Raw genomic sequence first — 17,707 nt, 5'->3', positions numbered from 1 at the left:
TGCCGATGGCGAGACAGCTGCGCGGCGGGGATGACATCCCCCGTTGCCTGCGCTAGGACGCGGGGCAACGTCAGAAGGTTCGCTTTTCCGCCATGTCCGACAAGCCGAAGACCAGCAACAAGCTCCTCGCGCGCCTGCCGCGCGGCCTCGTCGACCGTGCGCCGGGTGACATCGCCGCGACCGACCGGATGCTCGCCGCCATCCGCGAGACCTACGAGCTCTACGGCTTCGAGGCGGTGGAGACGCCGCTGATCGAATATACCGACGCGCTCGGCAAGTTCCTGCCCGACCAGGACCGGCCGAACGAGGGCGTCTTCTCCTTCCTCGACGACGACGAGCAGTGGCTCAGCCTGCGCTACGACCTCACGGCGCCGCTCGCCCGCTATGTCGCCGAGAACTTCGACACGCTCGCCAAGCCCTATCGCAGCTATCGCTGCGGCTGGGTGTTCCGCAACGAGAAGCCCGGCCCCGGCCGCTTCCGCCAGTTCATGCAGTTCGACGCCGACACCGTCGGCACGGCGAGCGTTGCGGCGGATGCCGAGATCGCCATGATGATGGCCGATACGCTGGAGAAGGTCGGCATCGGGCGCGGCGACTATGTCGTCAAGATCAACAACCGCAAGGTGCTCGACGGGGTGCTGACGGCCATCGGCCTTGCCGGCGAGGAGAATGCCGGCAAGCGCCTCGGCGTGCTGCGCGCCATCGACAAGCTCGACAAGTTCGGGCCGGAGGGCGTGCGCCTGCTGCTGGGCGAAGGCCGGCGCGACGAGAGCGGCGATTTCACCAAGGGCGCCGGCCTCGAGACCGCAGCCATCGAGCGCGTCATCGCCTTCACGGCCGCCAAGGGCGCCGATGCGGCGGCGACCATCGCCAATCTCGCTGCCGTCGTCGGCGATACCGCGCAGGGCAACGAGGGCGTCGCCGAGCTCGAGCAGATCGGCGCGCTCGTCGCTGCCGCGGGCTATGACGACGGGCGCGTCGTCATCGACCCCGCCGTCGTTCGCGGGCTCGAATATTACACCGGCCCGGTCTTCGAAGCCGAGCTCACCTTCGACGTGCCCAACGAGAAGGGCGAGGTCGTTCGCTTCGGCTCCGTCGGCGGCGGCGGGCGCTACGACGGGCTCGTCTCACGCTTCCGCGGCGAGCCGGTGCCCGCCACGGGCTTCTCCATCGGCGTCTCGCGCCTGTTCGCGGCGCTGAAGGCGATCAAGAGCCCGCTCGTCACGGATGCCGCGGGCGCCGGTCCGGTGGTCGTGCTCGTCATGGACCGCGACGAGATCGGCCACTACCAGCGCATGGTCGCGGCGCTGCGCCAGGCCGGCATCCGGGCCGAGCTCTATCTCGGCACCTCGGGCATGAAGGCGCAGATGAAATATGCCGACAGGCGCGCCAGCCCCTGCGTCGTCATCCAGGGCTCCAACGAGCGCGCAGCCGGCGAGGTCACCATCAAGGACCTCGCCCTTGGCGCCGAGCTCGCCGGCCTCGGCAAGGACCGCGACGACTACCTGCAGAAACAGGCCGAGGCCCAGTTCTCCGTCAAGGAGGCGGAACTGGTCGATGCCGTCAAGCGCGTGCTGGCACGGCGGACAGCGTGAGGCGGTTGCCGCCCTATCCTTCCGTTCACCCTTCAGCGCGAAAGCGGTCGCATCCGGCCCGCGCGCTTGCTAAAGACCCTGCCTGACAGGCAGGAAGGCCATGGTGACGACGACGCATTCGCGCGCGATGGCGCGCACCGACGAACTGATGGGGCTTTTCGCGCGCGAGGGCTATCAGCGCCTCGAGCCGCCCGTGCTGCAGCCCGTCGACGTGTTCCTCGAGCTCTTGGGCGAGGACCTGCGCCGCCGCCTGTTCCTGACGCAGGATGCGGCCGGCAGCGAGCTGTGCCTCAGGCCCGACTACACCATTCCCGTCAGCCGGGCCTATCTCGCCTCCCCCGCCGCCGGCAGTGCGGCGAGCCTTAGCTATCACGGCCCCGTCTTCCGCCAGCGGGCCGGCGAGATCGGCGAGATTGCGCAGGCCGGCATCGAGAATTTCGGCCGTACCGACCGCGAGGCGGCCGATGCCGAGGTGCTGGCGCTGGCCATGGAGGCGGCCGGGCTCTTCGGCCTTGCGGTGCCGGTCGTGCGCCTCGGCGACATGGGCCTGCTCGCGGCCGTGCTCGATGCCCTGAGGCTCGCGCCCGCGACGCGGCGCCGGGTGCTGCGCGCCATCACCCAGGGCGAGCCGGTCGATGCACCGAAAACCGCGGCGAACGGCAACGGCAACGACGACCATGCGGGCCTCCTCGCGGCCATCGCCGGGCAGGACGCCAAGGCGGCGCGGGCCTTCGTCGAGGACGTGCTGGCGATCGCTGGCATCAGCAAGGTCGGCGGGCGCACGGCCGGCGAGATCGCCGAGCGCTTCCTCGCCCGCGCCGAGGCGAAAGCCGGCGAGCTCTCGGTCGAGGCGCATGCAACGCTCGCGCGTTTCCTTGCCGTCGAGGGCGACCCCGACAGTGCGGCCGCGGCGCTACGCGCCCTGGCGCGGGACACGAACCTCGCCATCGATGCCGCCATCGACACCTTCGAGGCGCGCACCGGCTTCATGGCCGCGCGCGGCATCGACGTCACGCGCCTCGCCTTCGCGGCAAATTTCGCGCGCAACCTCGACTACTACACTGGCTTCATCTTCGAGCTGCACGACCCGGCGCGGCCGGAAGAAAAGCCCATCGTCGGCGGCGGCCGCTACGACAACCTCCTGTCGCAGCTCGGGGCTGCCGAAACGATTCCGGCCGTCGGCTGCTCCATCTGGATCGAGCGCATCAACGGAGCCGCATCATGAGCGACACCCCGCTCGTCCTCGCCGTGCCGTCGAAGGGCCGGCTGCAGGAGAACGCCGCCCGCTTCTTTTCCCGCGCTGGTCTTGAGGTGGTGCAGTCGCGCGGCGCACGCGACTATCGCGGGCGCCTCGCCGGCGTGGCGGGCGTCGAGATCGCCTTTCTCTCCGCCTCCGACATCGTCGCACAGCTCGCCTCGGGCGGCGCCCATCTCGGCGTGACGGGCGAGGACCTGGTGCGCGAGGAGATCCACGACGCGGAAGAGGCGGTCGAACTCCTGGCGCCGCTCGGCTTCGGCCATGCCAATGTGGTCGTCGCCGCGCCGCAGGCCTGGATCGACGTGCGCACCATGGCCGATCTCGACGATGTCGCCGCCGACATGCGCGTGCGCCACGGCCGCAAGATGCGCGTCGCCACCAAATACATCAATCTGACGCGCCAGTTCTTCGCCGGCCACGGCATCGCCGATTACCGCATCGTCGAGAGCCTCGGCGCGACGGAGGGGGCACCCGCGACAGGCGCGGCCGAGATCATCGTCGACATTACGACGACGGGCGCGACGCTCGCCGCCAACGCGCTCAAGGTCCTCGACGACGGCATCATCCTGCGCTCGGAGGCGAATCTCGTCGCCTCGCTCAAGGCACCGTGGAGCGAGACGGCCCGCGCCGCCGCGCGCACCATCCTCACCCGCATCGCGGCGGAGGAGGAGGCGCGCACGATGCGGGAGCTGACGGCGCGGGTGGGGACGCTCGATGCGGCACTGGAGCGCGAGATCATCGAGGGGCACGGCGGCCGTCTGCCCTTCGGGGGCCCGGACGAGCGTGGGCTCCTCACCGTGCACTGCCCGACCGACCGGGTCTTCGCGCTCGCCGCCCTGCTGACGGACAACGGCGCCGAGCCGGTTACGGTGCGTGCGCTCGACTATGTCTTCCGCGCCAGCAACGCGCTAAGCGAGCGGCTGTTCACGCGCCTTGGCTAGTGGCGCAGCCGCCACGCCTTTGCCATCAACGCGCATAGATTGGTTGGGTGACACCGGCCATTGCAGGCGCCCCGCGCCGCGTTTATGGTCGCGCCGATCCATGGATCGTCGGCTCGATGACGGTGCCCGCGAAAGGGCGCCGCATCATACCGGTGAGGGGGAGAGCAAGTGTTGTCTCGTTCGTCCGTTCGTTTCTGCGTGCTCGGCGCAATCGCGCTCGCCATGGCCGCTCCCGCGCTCGCGCAGACGCGGTCCGGCCAGCCGAACAATGCGGCCCAGGCGGCGCGCGAGAAGGAGCGGCAGACCAACGTGCCGCAGCAGGCCGAGAAGCAGTTCCCCGTCGGCACGAGCTGGGTGGCCATCAGTCTCAACGACAAGCCCTATTCCGGCGACCGGCCCGGCTTCGCCCTCGATGCCCAGTATCGCGCCCGCGGCTTTGGCATGTGCAACACCTATTCGGCCACGGCCTATCCGCTGCGCGACCAGGGCTTCGCCGTCGGCCCGCTGGCCATGACGAAGAAGGATTGCGGCAAGCAGGTGATGGCCGCCGAGCGCGCCTTCCTCGTCGCCCTGCGCACGGCGCGCAAGTGGGACCTCGTCAACGGCCAACTGGTGCTGACCGGCGAGAGCGGCACGCTGCGCTTCGAGCGGGTGCTCTGAGCGGCATCGGATGCGCTGGAGGCAACGGTGGCGCCGAAGAGGAATACCAGTCGCCGCTTCCCGGCATGATCGAAAGAAGGGCGACACGCCGGCGGCGGAAGCGAGCGTGAGGCATGGAGGCCCCCGGCACGGGTGAGGACGACGAGGCATGCCGAATCGCGGCTGCGCTTCATGCAACTGTCCGCGTCGGCTCGTGCCGGTGCACCCTTCCCGGACCGATCAGCCGACGGGCACCGGTTCACGCGCGAGATCGACCGGCCGCGCCACACCATCGTCCATCGGTTGCAGATCGATACGCCGGTCATGGAAGGCGGCAAGTGTCGAGCGATGGCCAATGGAGACGATCGTGGTGTCCGGCAGGGCCGCCGCAATCGCCTCGTAGAGGACCCGCTCGCTCTTCTCGTCGAGCGCCGAGGAGGCTTCGTCGAGGAGCAACCAGTCCGGCTTTGCGAGCAGCGCCCGCGCGATGGCGAGACGCTGCTGCTCGCCGCCCGACAGACGCTGCCCCCAGTTGTCGTCATCGTCCAGCCGGTTCACCAGCGCCGGCAGGCCGACGGCGATCAGGACCGCCCTGATGGCCGCGTCGTCATAGGCCCCGGCCACGGCCGGATAGGATATGGCGGCACGCAGGTTGCCCTGCGGGATGTAAGGCCGCTGCGGCAATAGCATGACGCTGCGCCCCTCGGGCACGTCGACCTCGCCCGAGCCGTAGGGCCAGATGCCGGCGAGCGCGCGGAACAGTGTCGACTTGCCGGAACCCGACGGCCCGTTGACCAGCACCGGCTCCCCGGCCCTGAGGTCGAGCCGGTCGATCTCCACGATCCTGACGCCGTGCGGCAGGTCGACCCTGAGGTCGCGGATCACCAGCGCATTCTCCGGCGCGGTCTTGCGCTCGATGTGAGGCGGCACGGTGCCGATCACTTCGGCGCGACCCATGGCATCCTCGAAGGTCACCAGACGGTCGATCGTCGCCTTATAGGCGGCAAGGGTCGTATAGGCCGAGATGAAGAAGGAGAGCGAGGCATTGACCTGGCCGAAAGCCTGCGCGCCCTGTTGCAGCTGCCCGAGCGTAATGCGATCGAGGAAGAAATACGGCCCCATGAAGAGATAGGGGAAGGCGACGCTCATCTGCTGCCACGAGAAGCGGAAGCCCTCGATCTTGAGGCGGCGTTTGAGGATGTCGATGACATTGGTGATGACCTGCGCGAAGCCGCCGCGCAGGTTCGCCTTCTCGGCATCGGCGCCGCGCAGCAGCGCGACCTGCTCGCCATATTCACGCAGGCGCGCCAGCGAGAAGCGGAAATTCGCCTCGAACTTTTCCTGCAGGAAGTCGAGCCGGATGAGCGGCCGGCCAATGAGATGCGTCAGGATGGTGCCGACGAGCGAATAGGCGACGGCGACCCACACGAGAAGGCCGGGAATGACGACGGCAGTGCCCGGGAAAGTGAAACCGTCGGAGAGGCCCCACAGCAGCACCGTGAACGAAACCAGCGTGGCGAGTTGCGCCATCATCTGCGTTGACAGGGTCATGGTGCTCGAGATGAAGGCGGCGACGTCGACCGAGATGCGCTGGTCAGGGTTGTCCGCGTTCTGCCCGGCGACCCCCATCTTGTAGTGCGTCGAGCGGTCGAGCCAGCGCGAGAAATAGCTCTCCGTCAACCATTGCCGCCAGCGGATGCGGAAGATCGTGTCGATGGTGAAATCGAGCAGCTGGAAGATGATCCAGAACACCAGCAGCGGGATGAACACCCACCAGATCTGATACCAGAAGGCGTCCGCATTCTTGTTCTGGAGCGCGTCGAACAGGTCGCGGTACCAGAGGTTGAACTTGATGTTGAGGCCAACCTGCACAAAGTTCGTGGCGATGATGGCGGCGACCATCGCGACCGCCGCCCGCCCTTCGGAGCGGAAGAGCCGGCCGAACCAGCTGAAGTTCTCTTCGCCGCTACGGATGGAATAGAAGTAGGGGTCGGCAAGGTTCGTGATCGTGCGCACGACCGGGATAAACGAGACGCCGAAGACGAGACCCGCGAAGCAGACGGAAGCGGTGGCCATGAAGGCCGGCGGCACGAGCGCCGCCAGCGTCTGCGGCACGAGGCCGTAGCTGGCGAGTGTGTTGGCCGCCGCGATCAGCAGATAGCCGAGCGCATACATGCCCATGAAGATGCGCAGGAAGATCGAGATGTCGCGCGCCAGCCACAGGATGGCCGCGAGCACGAAACCGCTGACCGGCACGAAGAGCGGCAGGGCGTTCGCCTGCCCCTGCGACAGCGCCAGAAAGGCTGCGGACGCGGCCGCAACGACAATGGCTATGAGCTTCATGAAGTCCGCTTGTCCCGCCAGAAGGGCCGGCACCGCCGGCATCCGAAATCCGCCTCGTCTCCTACAGGAATTCGACAGGCGCTGCACCTAACGCTTTTGTAAAGCGGCAGAAAGACGGCGGAAACAGGTACAGGGATCGCCGGCGGAATCGCCCCTTAGCGCCTGGCCAACGAAAAAGGGCCCGGCGGCGATGCCGGGCCCTTCCGTCTCTGGCCGAATGGACTTCCTCAGAAGTCCATGCCGCCACTTCGGCCGATCCAGTCGGCCGAAGCACTTGCCTCAGCTTGGGCGGATGGACTTCCTCAGAAGTCCATGCCGCCCATGCCACCGCCCGGCATGGCGGGCGCGGCCGCTTCCTTCTTCGGCTTGTCGGCGACCATCGCCTCCGTCGTGATGAGGAGCGAAGCGACCGAGGCGGCGTCCTGCAGGGCCGTGCGCACGACCTTGGCCGGATCGACGATGCCGGCCTCGAGCATGTCCACGAACTCTTCAGTCTGCGCGTTGAAGCCGAAGGTCTGCGACTTGTTCTCGGAGATCTTGCCGACGACGATCGAGCCCTCGACGCCGGAATTCTCGGCGATCTGGCGGATCGGCGCCTCGAGCGCGCGCAGGACGATATTGATGCCGGCCTGTACGTCGGCGTTGTCGCTCTTGAGCTTCGCCACGGCCGCCTTGGCACGCAGGAGGGCTGTGCCGCCGCCCGGGACGATGCCTTCCTCGACGGCCGCGCGCGTGGCGTTGAGGGCGTCGTCGACGCGGTCCTTCTTCTCCTTCACTTCGACCTCGGTGGCGCCGCCGACGCGGATGACGGCCACGCCGCCCGCGAGCTTGGCAAGACGCTCCTGCAGCTTCTCACGGTCGTAGTCCGAGGTGGTCTCCTCGATCTGCGCCTTGATCTGCTGCACGCGGGCCTCGATGTCCTTCTTCTTGCCGGCACCGTCGACGATCGTGGTGTTCTCCTTGTCGATGCGCACCTTCTTGGCGCGACCGAGCATGTCGAGCGTCACGTTCTCGAGCTTGATGCCGAGGTCTTCGGAGATCGTCTGGCCGGCGGTGAGGACGGCGATGTCCTCGAGCATGGCCTTGCGGCGGTCGCCGAAGCCCGGCGCCTTCACCGCCGCGACCTTGAGGCCGCCGCGCAGCTTGTTGACGACGAGCGTGGCGAGCGCCTCGCCCTCGACGTCCTCGGCGACGATCAGAAGCGGCTTGCCCGTCTGGACGACCGCCTCGAGCACCGGCAGCATGGCCTGCAGCGAGGAGAGCTTCTTCTCGTGGATGAGGATGTAGGGATCGTCGAGCTCCGCGACCATCTTCTCCGCATTCGTGATGAAGTACGGAGAGAGGTAGCCGCGGTCGAACTGCATGCCCTCGACGACGTCGAGCTCGGTCTCGAGGCTCTTGGCCTCCTCGACCGTGATGACGCCCTCGTTGCCGACCTTCTGCATCGCCTCGGCGATCATCTCGCCGATGGAGCGGTCGCCGTTCGCCGAGATGGTGCCGACCTGCGCGACCTCGTCGGAGGACTTCACCTTCTTGGCGCGCTTCTCGATGTCCTTGATGACCTCGGCCACAGCCATGTCGACACCGCGCTTGAGGTCCATCGGATTCATGCCGGCGGCGACCGACTTGGCGCCTTCCTTCACGATCGCCTGGGCGAGGACCGTGGCCGTCGTGGTGCCGTCACCGGCCAGATCGTTCGTCTTCGAGGCCACCTCGCGCACCATCTGCGCGCCCATGTTCTCGAACTTGTCCTCAAGCTCGATTTCCTTGGCGACCGTCACGCCGTCCTTCGTGATGCGCGGCGCGCCGAACGACTTCTCGATCACCACGTTGCGGCCCTTCGGGCCCAGCGTCACCTTCACCGCATTGGCGAGAATGTCCACGCCGCGCAGCATCTTCTCGCGCGCGTCAGCCGAAAATTTTACGTCCTTGGCAGCCATGTGCTCAACTCCTGCCTGAAACTCAAGATGGGGGAGGGGCGGCTCAGCCGATCACGCCCATGATGTCGGACTCCTTCATGATAAGGAGGTCCTGGCCGTCGATCTTCACCTCGGTGCCCGACCACTTGCCGAAGAGCACGCGATCGCCCTTCTTGACATCAAGGGCAACGAGCTTGCCATTGTCGTCGCGGGCGCCGGGACCGACGGCGACGATCTCGCCCTCCTGCGGCTTTTCCTTGGCCGTGTCGGGGATGATGATGCCGCCCTTGGTCTTCTCTTCGCTGTCGAGACGGCGGACGACCACGCGGTCGTGCAGCGGACGGAACTTCATGAGACGTGTCCTCTCAAAGAAAGCAGCGGAACGCGCTGATCATGCGGGGCCTGTTAGCACTCGACAGAAGCGAGTGCCAAGGCTCGGGCGGAGATAGGCAGGCGGCGCTGGAGAGTCAAGGCACGGTCGCGACAAATTCGCCGTCACGCTGCACGCTGCCTTCGCGCGGGCGGCCTCTCAGCCGGGATGGTTAACGGGCCGGCACCGCCGGCGCCACCATGCCGGGCATCGGCGGCTCTGCCCGCCTCGCTGCGCGCATGATCACGCGCCGACACGCCAAGAGCGGGACCTCCTCACGAAGGCCCCGCCCTTTTCTGCGACGCACCATGATATCCTGCAGGGCGGCGAGTGAGAGCATTGCCCCGCGATTGCGGATGGGCGCGGCGCCAGTCGCGGCGAACCGGGGGCGAGACCGCTTGCGCGCATCCCTGCCACGAGGACAGCGCCCTCGTGCCGGCATGTACTATCCGCGATCCCGCGGCGGATCGTTCATCAGCTGGGCCAATTGGTTCATCAGGTGGTCCAGCCGCGCCATCTGCTGCCCCTGCAGCGCCGGCTGGCCCGCCATGTCACGCAGCAGCCACGCCATTTCCCCGGCCAGCCGCGCGATCGCAGCCTCCTGCGCCCCCTGCCGCCCTGCGAGCATCCTCGTCAGCTGCCCGACCTGCTCCCTCGCAAGCTGTATGACATCCGGAAGATCGCCGCCGCCGTGCTCATTCCATTGATCCGTCGATCGGTCGGCAGATCCCGAAAGCATGTCCACCATGACGCGGTTCCTCAAGCGTGATGGGCAGCCGGCCGCACCGGCCGGGCATATGGCACCGTGGCTGGCGCGGCCGGGCAGGCCCGAGCGTTCAGAACGCTCCGGATGTCCCCGACAGCCCGAAATGGGCCGTCAGTCCGGTCAGCCTGAGATCGCCGTAGCCTTGATCGTTGCCGCAGCACGGCGGCTGCTTCTGGCCCTGGCCGTTGCCGCAGCACGGCGACTGGCCCTGCCCCAGGAACTGCTGCAGCTGTTGCAGCAGCTTGACCAGCTGCATCATCTGCTGCAGCTGTTTCAGGGTACCCATGAAATCATTCTGGCCAATATTGCCGATAAAGCTGCCCTGACCGTTGGGCTGGATTCTGTATGACATTCTGAACCTCACCGATAGATCGATCATATTCCGCCCGGTAACGGGCAAGCACCTGCACCTGAAAAGCACGCGCTGATCCGCGCTCATCCGCCCGATGCAACGGCCGCGGCATGCGGCCCTGTGCGATCGGCAACGAGGATTCGGCAGCGCCGCCGGTCTGCAGCGCTCCTCACCCGGAGCCGGGGACAATCCGCGGCTCCGGGGGAGTCGTCGCGACATGTCACGACAGGGTGACGCAGCTGATCCGGGCCGAAACGTCGGTCACGATCCGAACCAATTCACCATCACAGCACGATGTCACTTCTGGATGTTCTGGGACTGCTGCGCCTGCATTGCCACTTGCGCCAGCATCTCCTGGAAATCATCCGCGGAGCGCTTCTGCTTCTGGGCGTCCTGCACACCGGCGGCAGAGGCCGCACCAGCATTCGAAGCCCCATTCTTCTGACAGCACGAGCAAGCCATGATATACCTCCAAAATATCAATATACGGGCCGATAATGCCCCAAAAAACGAGCGATATTTCGATTATGACATAGATATACAGTCATCATCGCTCACAAGATATGATGCAAAGACCAACTGAACAGCGCAACTGCTATGACGTTGCTATTTCTAAACTCACAATTTCCCAACCATCTCCCGCCCGCCGTCAGCGGCGGACTGTCGCAAGCGCGCCGAGGACGATCAGGGCACCGCCGGCGAGCGTCTGCAGCGAGGGCACCTCGCCGAAGAAAAGATAGCCGAGTGCCACCGCCCAGATGAGGGCGGTGTATTCGAGCGGCGCGAGGCGCGCCGCCTCAACCCGGGCGAAGGCCGTGGCGAGGATGAGATGCCCGATGGCGCCGAGACAGCCGATGGCGAGGAACAGCGACAAGTCGGACACGTGAGGCGGCACCCAAACCGCGCCGGCGGGCGCGGCGAGCACGAGTGCCGGCCCGATGTTCTGGAAGAAGACGATGGTCTCGACGCGGTCGCGCGTCGCCCGCGCCCGCAGCATCACCATCGACAAGGCGTAGGTCACGGCCGCGGCGAGCGCCGCCGCGATGCCGTCCCACGAACGCGCACCGCCCGAGGTGCCGGAGCCGTGGACGATGATCACCATGCCGGCGAAGCCGGCCAGCAGGGCGACGACGATGCGCCCGTCGATGCGTTCGCGCAGCAGCACGACGCCGAAAAAGGCGATGAAGACCGGGGCGAGGAAGGCGAGCGCCTGCGCCTCCGCCAGCGGCAGGCGGCCGAGCGCGTAGAAGAAGGAGGTCGCGGTGACCACGACGAGCAGGGCACGCCAGCTGTTGGCAACGACTGTCTCGCGCGTCGGCCAGCCGGGTCTGCGCACGGCGAGCACCGCGCCGGCGACGAGCGTGCCGCAGGCGAAGCGCAGGAAGGTGATCTCGAAGGTGGGGTAGCGCGCCGCCACCGCCTTGATGAGCGCATCCATGGCCGACAGGAGCGCAATGCCCAGAACCGCGCGGCCGAAGGCGCCCGTCATCACCCTCTCCATCTGCGCCGACGCTGAGGGGCTATTCGAAATAGCCGTCGATCTCGTTCTGCCGCAGGTGCCCAGGCGCGCCTGCAACGGCAGGACCGTTGAGCAGTTGCGCGTCGTTGGCGGCCCTGCGGGCCGTCATCTGCCGCGGCGCCACCTGCACGATCGCTGCCAGTTCGTCGAGATGTGCCGCCAGCCCTTCGAGGTGGCGGCGGATCTTGGCGACGCGCTGCTGTGTTAGATCCTGATAATTGCAGGCCTCGTAGAGCTTGATGAGCTGGCCCATGATGCTCTCGGCCGAACCGACGTTCTCCGGCTCACCACTTTGCTTGAGTCTGCGCGCCTCCGCGGCGATGACCTCGGCAGCGCCGAGGATGTCGCCGGCAGCATGGGCCGTCTCGTCGCCCACCGCGCTCAGTTCCGTCAGGGCGATACGGGCGACGGAGCTATCACCCGTGCCGTGACCGATGGCGGCGAGTTCCTGCCGCACAGCGGCAACCGTCCCCTGCAGGCCCGCCACCTCCTGGCTGAGGCGCGCCACCTCCGCCGCCTCGCGGCGGTAGTCGTCCATGAGACCGAGCGCCTGGCGCTGCATGGGGCGGAAGATCTCCAGCATCTCCCGAATATCGTCGAGCGCGGCCATGATCTCGGCCCGGCTCGTGTCGATGCGCGGCATGCGGCGGTCCGCCAGCACACGCTCGCGCCGGTCGATGCGCATGACGTCGAGGGAGGTCACATTGCGATAGCGCGCACGCGCGGGAAGCGTCGACATGGCCTGCTCATCCGGGATGCGGCGAAAAGGCGCCGCCGCGATGGAAAGACACTGATTGGTAGCCGACCGAGTTAAATTCAACGTTAAGGACGCCTCGGCACCAGCCGCTAACCATCGCGACGGAAAACACCGCCTCCGGCCGGCTCATGGAGCGGAAAGCCCGCGGCGTTCACCATTTGGCGAGCCCGTTTCGCAAGTCTTCGGCTGCATTGGCATCATATGCCGTCATCGATTGCAGGTTCAGCCATGTTGCCCATCCACCGCTTGTCTCTCGCCGCCGCGCTCGCCTGCGGCCTTGCCCTGCCCGCAGGCCCCGCGGGGGCGCAGACCGTCATCTACGGCACCGGCACGCGTGCGCCCCTGCCATCGACCAGGGTCATCCAGGCGCCCGGGGCGCGCGAGATGGCAGCCGCGGCCGAGCGGCAGCCCGTGCGCCGCGCCGACCTCGGCGGCGGCTTCATCGAGATGCTGGTGACCGGCCGCACCCCCACGGCCGGCCCGCGAGCCGGGCAGCCGGTGCGCATCGTCACCCCCTCCTCCGGCGGCATCGCGCGGGTCCACAGGGTGCCCCCGATCGATCCGCTCGATGCGGCGCTCGGCAGTGAGCGGACATGGGAACGCCGCCCGTCGTCGGGGAACGTGCGACACGCCGCCCTGCCCGATGCGGCCGAGCTGCAGCCGATGCGCGCGCCCGAGCCGCGCTATGCGCGGCAGGTCGTGGATTACGCGGGCCCGCACAAGCCGGGCACCATCGTCATCGATACGGCAGGCCGCTTCCTCTACCTCGTCGAGCCGGGCGGGCGCGCCATCCGCTATGGCATCGGCGTCGGCCGCCAGGGCTTCTCCTGGCGCGGCAGCGAGAGCATCAGCATGAAGCGCGAGTGGCCCGACTGGCGCCCGCCGGCGCAGATGCTGAAGCGCCGGCCCGACCTGCCGCGCCACATGGCCGGCGGGCCCGACAATCCGCTCGGCGCGCGCGCCCTCTATCTCGGCAAGACGCTCTATCGCATCCACGGCACGAACGAGCCGCACACGATCGGGCGCGCCGTGTCCTCCGGGTGCATCCGCATGCTCAACAAGGACGTCATCGACCTCTACAACCGCGTGCGCATCGGCACCCGCGTCGTCGTCAGCTGAGCGGAGCCTTCGGCTGCTTTATAGGGAGCCCGGGACCTGGTGGATCGCGTGATGTCCGAAGGGCATCGCCACGGCGCCTCAGGCGCGCGCTTCGAGCGCGGCTGCGATGTCGCGCTTGAGGCCATCCTTGACGAGATCGGCCGCGGCGAAAATGGCCTTCGCCTTGAAGAAGTCGAGCCCACGGAAGGCGCCGACCGGGGGCCGCACCATGATGTGCGGCGGGCCGGCGGCGAGTTTGCCGGCGACGATGGCCGCCTGCATGATGTGCGAGGCGCCGAACATCGTCTCGATCGGGTCGGGCACGCCGTCCGTCTCACGCGCCGCGCCGCCGACGACATCGACGGCGATGACGACGTCGGCCCGCGGCAGAAGGTGGTCGAACGGCAGCGGGTTGGTGGCGCCGCCGTCGATGAGTACCCGCCCGCCAGCGACGACGGGCCGCACGAGCCCCGGAATGGCCATCGAGCCGGCAACGGCCGAGACGAGCGCCCCCGCGCCGATGACAACCTCCGAGCGCGCATAATAATCCGTCGCCACGACGAGGAGCGGCACGGCGAGATCCTCGAAACGCTCCGGCACGCTCTGCGGCCAGAACAGGTCGAGGAATTTCTCGCCGTCGATCAGCACCGGGTTGGCATGGCCGCGCGCGAAGAGCTGCGACAAGCGGCCGACGCGGGCCTGCAGCAGGCGGGTGAGCACCGCCGTGCGATCGCGCAGCGTGTCCTGCACGTGCCGGCGCAGGTCGCGACCGCCGATGCCGGCGGCATGGGCAGCGCCGATGATCGCCCCCATGGACGTGCCGGCAATGACGGCCGGCCTGAGGCCGAGTTCGTCGAGCACTTCGATGACCGCGATGTGGGCGAGGCCGCGCGCCCCGCCCCCGCCGAGCGCAAGGCCGATCGAGGTGCCGGACGCCGCCGTCATCGCCGCTGCCCGGCTGGCCGACGGCGGCGCACAGGCATCAGGCGACCGCCCGGATGACCTTGCCGAGCTTGTCGGCGATGTCGCCGATGTCGCTCTCGGTCAGGATGAGTGGCGGCGAGACCGCGATGGTATCGCCGGTGATGCGCACCATGAGATCGAACTCGTGGAAGGCGCGGTCCATCGCCTCGAAGGCGCGCCGGCCCGGTGCATCCTTGAGCGGCGCGAGGTCGATGGCGCCGACGATGCCGACGGAGCGGATGTCGAGCACGCCCGGCAGACCCCTGAGCCCGTGGATCGCGTCCGCCCAGGCGCCCTCGAGGGCCCGGGCGCGCTCGAACAGACCCTCGTCGCGATAGACGTCGAGCGCCGCAAGGCCGGCGGCGCAGGCGAGCGGATGGGCCGAATAGGTATAGCCGTGGAAGAGCTCGATGACGTGCTCCGGCCCCTGCATGAAGGCCTCGTAGATGCCCTTGCGCACGAGCACGCCGCCCATGGGCACGGTGCCGGACGTGACGCCCTTGGCGAAGGTGATCATGTCCGGCACGACGCCGTAGCGCTCGGCCGCGAAGGCGAAACCGAGGCGGCCGAAGCCGGTGATGACCTCGTCGAAGACGAGCAGGATGTTGTGCTTGTCGCAGATCTCGCGCAGGCGCTTCAGATAGCCCTTGGGGGGCGGCAGCACGCCGGTGGAGCCGGCCATGGGCTCGACGATGACGGCCGCGATGGTCGAGGCGTCGTGCAGGGCGACGATGCGCTCGAGCTCGTCGGCGAGGTGCGCGCCCCACGCCGGCTCGCCGCGCGAGAAGGCCTGCTCCTCGCGGTTGTAGGTGTGCGGCAGGTGGTCGACGCCCGTCAGCAGCGAGCCGAAGAACTTGCGGTTCGGCACGATGCCGCCGACCGAGATGCCGCCGAAGCCGACGCCGTGATAGCCACGCTCGCGGCCGATGAGGCGCGTCTTGGAGCCCTTGCCCTTGATGTTCCAGTAGGCCAGCGCGATCTTGAGGGCGCTGTCCACGGCCTCCGAGCCGGAATTGGCGAAGAAGACGTGGTCGAGGTCGCCCGGCGCCAGCGCAGCGATGCGCGCCGCGAGCGCGAAGGCCTTGGGCTGGCCAAACTGGAAGGCAGGCGCATAGTCGAGCTCGCCGGCCTGCGCCTGGATGGCCGAAACGATCGGGTCGCGATTGTGACCGGCGTTGCAGCACCACAGCCCCGCCGCGCCGTCGACCACCTTGCGGCCCTCGGCCGTCAGGTAGTGCATGTCCTTGGCGCCGGTCACCATGCGCGGCTTCTTCTTGAAGGCACGGTTGGCCGTGAAGGGCATCCAGAACGCTTCGAGGTCGTTCGGCGCGAGCGCGTGGTCGTGGGCGGCAGAGGCGGACATCGTGGCTCCCGTTCGGTTTGGGCCGCGGGAGACAGGATCCCGCGGCCATTATGATGCCAAGCTATCAAGAGCCGCGCCGAAGAGGAACAATCGAACCGGCCGCCCGCCCTGCGACATATGCTGCGCCCGACACCTGGGCCGCGCTTGACACAACCGCCTCCCGGCATTAGCGCCGGGACCTTCCTCGCAGCCCGGGGTGGACCGCTCGTCCGGACCTTCCCGGAGCGCCTATCGAACATGAGGCCATCCAAGACATGACCGACCGGCCTGCCTCCCCGCCTCCGATCATCCAGGGACTTCGGACGATCGCCGATCGCTACGACGTCATCCTGTGCGACATCTGGGGCGTGCTGCACAACGGGCTCGAGGCCTTCGCCCCGGCGGGCGAAGCCCTTCAGCGGTTCCGCCAACGCGGCGGCCAGGTCGTGCTCGTCTCCAACGCCCCCCGCCCGAACGGGGACGTCCTGACGCTGCTCGACGGTTTCGGCGTGAAGCGCGAGGCCTATGACGCGGCCGTCACCTCCGGCGACGTCACGCGCAGCCAGATCGCTGCCCGGCCAGGCGAGCCCCTCCTCCATATCGGGCCGGACCGCGACCTGCCGCTATTCGACGGTCTCGATGCGCCCCTGACGACAGCGGCGGGCGCCCGCTACGCAGTCTGCACCGGCCTCGTCGACGACGAGCGCGAGACGCCGGACGACTATGCCGGTCTCCTCGCTGAGATGCATGCCGCTGGTCTGCCGATGGTCTGCGCCAATCCCGATCTCGTCGTGGAGCGCGGCACGGCGCTCATCTACTGCGCCGGCGCGCTCGCCGCAGCCTATGAGGAGATCGGCGGGACGGTGACCTACGCGGGCAAGCCGCACAAGCCGATCTACGAGCGTGCCCTCGGCGAGGCGGAGCGCATCCGCGGCGCGCACGTGCCGGTGTCGCGCGTGCTCGCCATCGGCGATGCGATCCGTACCGATGTGGCCGGCGCCCACAGCATCGGAGCCGATGCTCTGCTCGTGACGCGCGGCATCCATGCGGCCGAGATCAGCCCGCTCGGCGGCAGCCTCGACGAGATCGCCCTTGCAGCGTGGCTCGAAGACGCGACGCATCGCCCGCAGGCGATCATCGAGAGCCTCGTCTGGTAGCGACTTCGCCACGGCTCGAGGACGTGTTGCACCGCCCGCAGGCGATCGTCGAGACGTTCGTCCGCTGACGGCGTCGCTCAGACGCCGCAGACCGATTCGATCTTGGCTTTCAGGGTCTGGGCGTTGAACGGCTTGACGATGTAGTTGTTCACGCCGGCCTTCTTCGCGGCGATGACGTTCTCCGTCTTCGATTCGGCCGTCACCATGATGAACGGAATGGAGCGCCAGGCCTCCTCGGCGCGCACCTCGCGCAGGAGATCGTAGCCCGACATGGGCTCCATGTTCCAGTCGGAGATGACGAGCGCATAGGTCTTCTCGCGCATCTTGGCGAGCGCGCTCGGGCCGTCCGGCGCTTCGTCGACATCTTCAAAGCCCAGTTGGTGCAGCAGATTGCGGATGATGCGGACCATCGCCTGGTAGTCGTCGACGATCAGGATCGGCATCGAGAGATCAAGGGCCATGGTCTGCTCCGGTCAACGGCAACGGCGCATATGCCCGCCACGGCGTCCCGACCCGGCTGGCTTATAAGAAACGGTTGTCGTCATGCCCCTACCCTAGAATGCCCCTGTTGCGATCAGGTTAATTACATCAGATGCGGTGAAATTTGGCATCAACCTTTGCGCATGCGGGTGGCCGAAAGTCGCATGGCATGGTGCGTCGCAATAAGTAGAATGGTGCGATGCCGCAT

At 67.8% G+C, this 17,707-nt stretch carries 17 protein-coding genes; 6 read left to right on the top strand and 11 right to left on the bottom strand.

Going from position 1 to position 17,707, the window contains the following annotated elements; genetic code table 11:
* The first annotated feature begins 92 nt into the window (after nt 1-92).
* From hisS to BOQ54_RS05520, 4 genes are all read left to right on the top strand, one after another.
* Complete coding sequence (hisS, locus tag BOQ54_RS05535) at nt 93-1,595, top strand: histidine--tRNA ligase (RefSeq protein WP_071923481.1); 1,503 nt, start codon at nt 93-95, stop codon at nt 1,593-1,595.
* Nucleotides 1,596-1,695: 100 nt separating this feature from the next.
* Nucleotides 1,696-2,820, top strand: coding sequence for an ATP phosphoribosyltransferase regulatory subunit (locus BOQ54_RS05530; RefSeq protein ID WP_071923480.1), 1,125 nt, complete (start codon nt 1,696-1,698; stop codon nt 2,818-2,820).
* The gene (gene hisG, locus BOQ54_RS05525; protein ID WP_071923479.1) at nt 2,817-3,794 is read left to right on the top strand and encodes an ATP phosphoribosyltransferase; all 978 of its coding nucleotides are present in this window, start codon (nt 2,817-2,819) and stop codon (nt 3,792-3,794) included. Before BOQ54_RS05530 ends, hisG begins: the two co-directional genes overlap by 4 nt.
* Nucleotides 3,795-4,016: 222 nt before the next feature.
* A complete protein-coding gene (locus BOQ54_RS05520) occupies nt 4,017-4,454 on the top strand; it encodes an META domain-containing protein (RefSeq protein ID WP_425349123.1) in 438 nt (145 codons plus the stop codon).
* Nucleotides 4,455-4,673: 219 nt separating this feature from the next.
* Here BOQ54_RS05520 and BOQ54_RS05515 read toward each other — a convergent pair whose 3' ends face one another.
* From BOQ54_RS05515 to BOQ54_RS05485, 8 genes are all read right to left on the bottom strand, one after another.
* Nucleotides 4,674-6,818 (bottom strand): ABC transporter ATP-binding protein/permease, encoded by a 2,145-nt coding sequence (locus BOQ54_RS05515; protein ID WP_071923478.1) that lies wholly within the window; start codon nt 6,816-6,818, stop codon nt 4,674-4,676.
* 260 nt (nt 6,819-7,078) lie between these two features.
* Nucleotides 7,079-8,716, bottom strand: coding sequence for a chaperonin GroEL (gene groL, locus BOQ54_RS05510; RefSeq protein WP_055459294.1), 1,638 nt, complete (start codon nt 8,714-8,716; stop codon nt 7,079-7,081).
* Nucleotides 8,717-8,759: 43 nt separating this feature from the next.
* Nucleotides 8,760-9,047, bottom strand: a complete 288-nt coding sequence (groES, locus tag BOQ54_RS05505) for a co-chaperone GroES (RefSeq protein WP_055459295.1) — start codon at nt 9,045-9,047, stop codon at nt 8,760-8,762.
* Nucleotides 9,048-9,510: 463 nt separating this feature from the next.
* The gene (locus tag BOQ54_RS05500; protein ID WP_055459296.1) at nt 9,511-9,813 is read right to left on the bottom strand and encodes a hypothetical protein; all 303 of its coding nucleotides are present in this window, start codon (nt 9,811-9,813) and stop codon (nt 9,511-9,513) included.
* Nucleotides 9,814-9,901: 88 nt separating this feature from the next.
* Nucleotides 9,902-10,183: a hypothetical protein gene (locus BOQ54_RS05495; protein WP_145979731.1), complete on the bottom strand. Its 282-nt coding sequence runs from the start codon at nt 10,181-10,183 to the stop codon at nt 9,902-9,904.
* Between the two features lie 297 nt (nt 10,184-10,480).
* A complete protein-coding gene (locus tag BOQ54_RS20005) occupies nt 10,481-10,645 on the bottom strand; it encodes a hypothetical protein (RefSeq protein WP_157672330.1) in 165 nt (54 codons plus the stop codon).
* A gap of 187 nt (nt 10,646-10,832) precedes the next feature.
* Nucleotides 10,833-11,672, bottom strand: a complete 840-nt coding sequence (locus tag BOQ54_RS05490) for a DMT family transporter (RefSeq protein ID WP_083585911.1) — start codon at nt 11,670-11,672, stop codon at nt 10,833-10,835.
* Between the two features lie 31 nt (nt 11,673-11,703).
* Nucleotides 11,704-12,441 (bottom strand): hypothetical protein, encoded by a 738-nt coding sequence (locus BOQ54_RS05485; RefSeq protein WP_055459299.1) that lies wholly within the window; start codon nt 12,439-12,441, stop codon nt 11,704-11,706.
* 246 nt (nt 12,442-12,687) lie between these two features.
* Between BOQ54_RS05485 and BOQ54_RS05480 the strand changes: the two genes are divergently transcribed.
* Nucleotides 12,688-13,578 carry a L,D-transpeptidase gene (locus tag BOQ54_RS05480; RefSeq protein ID WP_071923475.1) on the top strand — a complete coding sequence of 297 codons (891 nt, stop codon included), beginning with the start codon at nt 12,688-12,690 and terminating at the stop codon, nt 13,576-13,578.
* Nucleotides 13,579-13,656: 78 nt separating this feature from the next.
* Here the strand turns inward: BOQ54_RS05480 and BOQ54_RS05475 are convergent, their stop codons facing one another.
* Nucleotides 13,657-14,502, bottom strand: coding sequence for a patatin-like phospholipase family protein (locus tag BOQ54_RS05475; RefSeq protein WP_055459301.1), 846 nt, complete (start codon nt 14,500-14,502; stop codon nt 13,657-13,659).
* A 37-nt stretch (nt 14,503-14,539) separates the two neighbouring features.
* The gene (locus BOQ54_RS05470) at nt 14,540-15,883 is read right to left on the bottom strand and encodes an aspartate aminotransferase family protein (RefSeq protein WP_071923474.1); all 1,344 of its coding nucleotides are present in this window, start codon (nt 15,881-15,883) and stop codon (nt 14,540-14,542) included.
* A gap of 254 nt (nt 15,884-16,137) precedes the next feature.
* On the opposite strand from BOQ54_RS05470, the gene BOQ54_RS05465 reads away from it, so the two are divergent.
* Nucleotides 16,138-17,019, top strand: coding sequence for a TIGR01459 family HAD-type hydrolase (locus tag BOQ54_RS05465; RefSeq protein WP_071923473.1), 882 nt, complete (start codon nt 16,138-16,140; stop codon nt 17,017-17,019).
* 77 nt (nt 17,020-17,096) lie between these two features.
* On the opposite strand, the gene BOQ54_RS05460 is transcribed toward BOQ54_RS05465, so the two are convergent.
* Nucleotides 17,097-17,480: a response regulator gene (locus BOQ54_RS05460; RefSeq protein WP_019401321.1), complete on the bottom strand. Its 384-nt coding sequence runs from the start codon at nt 17,478-17,480 to the stop codon at nt 17,097-17,099.
* Nucleotides 17,481-17,707: the final 227 nt, after the last annotated feature.

Origin of the sequence: Chelatococcus daeguensis (assembly GCF_001887265.1) — a bacterium.
In the GTDB taxonomy this organism is placed as follows: Bacteria; Pseudomonadota; Alphaproteobacteria; order Rhizobiales; family Beijerinckiaceae; genus Chelatococcus_A; species Chelatococcus_A sambhunathii.
Note: the sequence above shows the minus strand (reverse complement) of the source record. Positions and strands in the feature narration are given on the sequence as shown.

What these genes read in the sequence shown, in the direction of transcription:
- hisG (WP_071923479.1), top strand. Translation starts at nt 2,817, where the DNA reads ATGAGCGACACCCCGCTCGTCCTCGCCGTGCCGTCGAAGGGCCGGCTG.
- BOQ54_RS20005 (WP_157672330.1), bottom strand. Translation starts at nt 10,645, where the DNA reads ATGGCTTGCTCGTGCTGTCAGAAGAATGGGGCTTCGAATGCTGGTGCG.
- BOQ54_RS05530 (WP_071923480.1), top strand. Translation starts at nt 1,696, where the DNA reads ATGGTGACGACGACGCATTCGCGCGCGATGGCGCGCACCGACGAACTG.
- BOQ54_RS05495 (WP_145979731.1), bottom strand. Translation starts at nt 10,183, where the DNA reads ATGTCATACAGAATCCAGCCCAACGGTCAGGGCAGCTTTATCGGCAAT.
- BOQ54_RS05465 (WP_071923473.1), top strand. Translation starts at nt 16,138, where the DNA reads ATGACCGACCGGCCTGCCTCCCCGCCTCCGATCATCCAGGGACTTCGG.
- BOQ54_RS05460 (WP_019401321.1), bottom strand. Translation starts at nt 17,480, where the DNA reads ATGGCCCTTGATCTCTCGATGCCGATCCTGATCGTCGACGACTACCAG.
- BOQ54_RS05480 (WP_071923475.1), top strand. Translation starts at nt 12,688, where the DNA reads ATGTTGCCCATCCACCGCTTGTCTCTCGCCGCCGCGCTCGCCTGCGGC.
- BOQ54_RS05485 (WP_055459299.1), bottom strand. Translation starts at nt 12,441, where the DNA reads ATGTCGACGCTTCCCGCGCGTGCGCGCTATCGCAATGTGACCTCCCTC.
- BOQ54_RS05520 (WP_425349123.1), top strand. Translation starts at nt 4,017, where the DNA reads ATGGCCGCTCCCGCGCTCGCGCAGACGCGGTCCGGCCAGCCGAACAAT.
- BOQ54_RS05490 (WP_083585911.1), bottom strand. Translation starts at nt 11,672, where the DNA reads ATGACGGGCGCCTTCGGCCGCGCGGTTCTGGGCATTGCGCTCCTGTCG.
- hisS (WP_071923481.1), top strand. Translation starts at nt 93, where the DNA reads ATGTCCGACAAGCCGAAGACCAGCAACAAGCTCCTCGCGCGCCTGCCG.
- groES (WP_055459295.1), bottom strand. Translation starts at nt 9,047, where the DNA reads ATGAAGTTCCGTCCGCTGCACGACCGCGTGGTCGTCCGCCGTCTCGAC.
- BOQ54_RS05470 (WP_071923474.1), bottom strand. Translation starts at nt 15,883, where the DNA reads ATGTCCGCCTCTGCCGCCCACGACCACGCGCTCGCGCCGAACGACCTC.
- groL (WP_055459294.1), bottom strand. Translation starts at nt 8,716, where the DNA reads ATGGCTGCCAAGGACGTAAAATTTTCGGCTGACGCGCGCGAGAAGATG.
- BOQ54_RS05475 (WP_055459301.1), bottom strand. Translation starts at nt 14,502, where the DNA reads ATGACGGCGGCGTCCGGCACCTCGATCGGCCTTGCGCTCGGCGGGGGC.
- BOQ54_RS05500 (WP_055459296.1), bottom strand. Translation starts at nt 9,813, where the DNA reads ATGGTGGACATGCTTTCGGGATCTGCCGACCGATCGACGGATCAATGG.
- BOQ54_RS05515 (WP_071923478.1), bottom strand. Translation starts at nt 6,818, where the DNA reads ATGCCGGCGGTGCCGGCCCTTCTGGCGGGACAAGCGGACTTCATGAAG.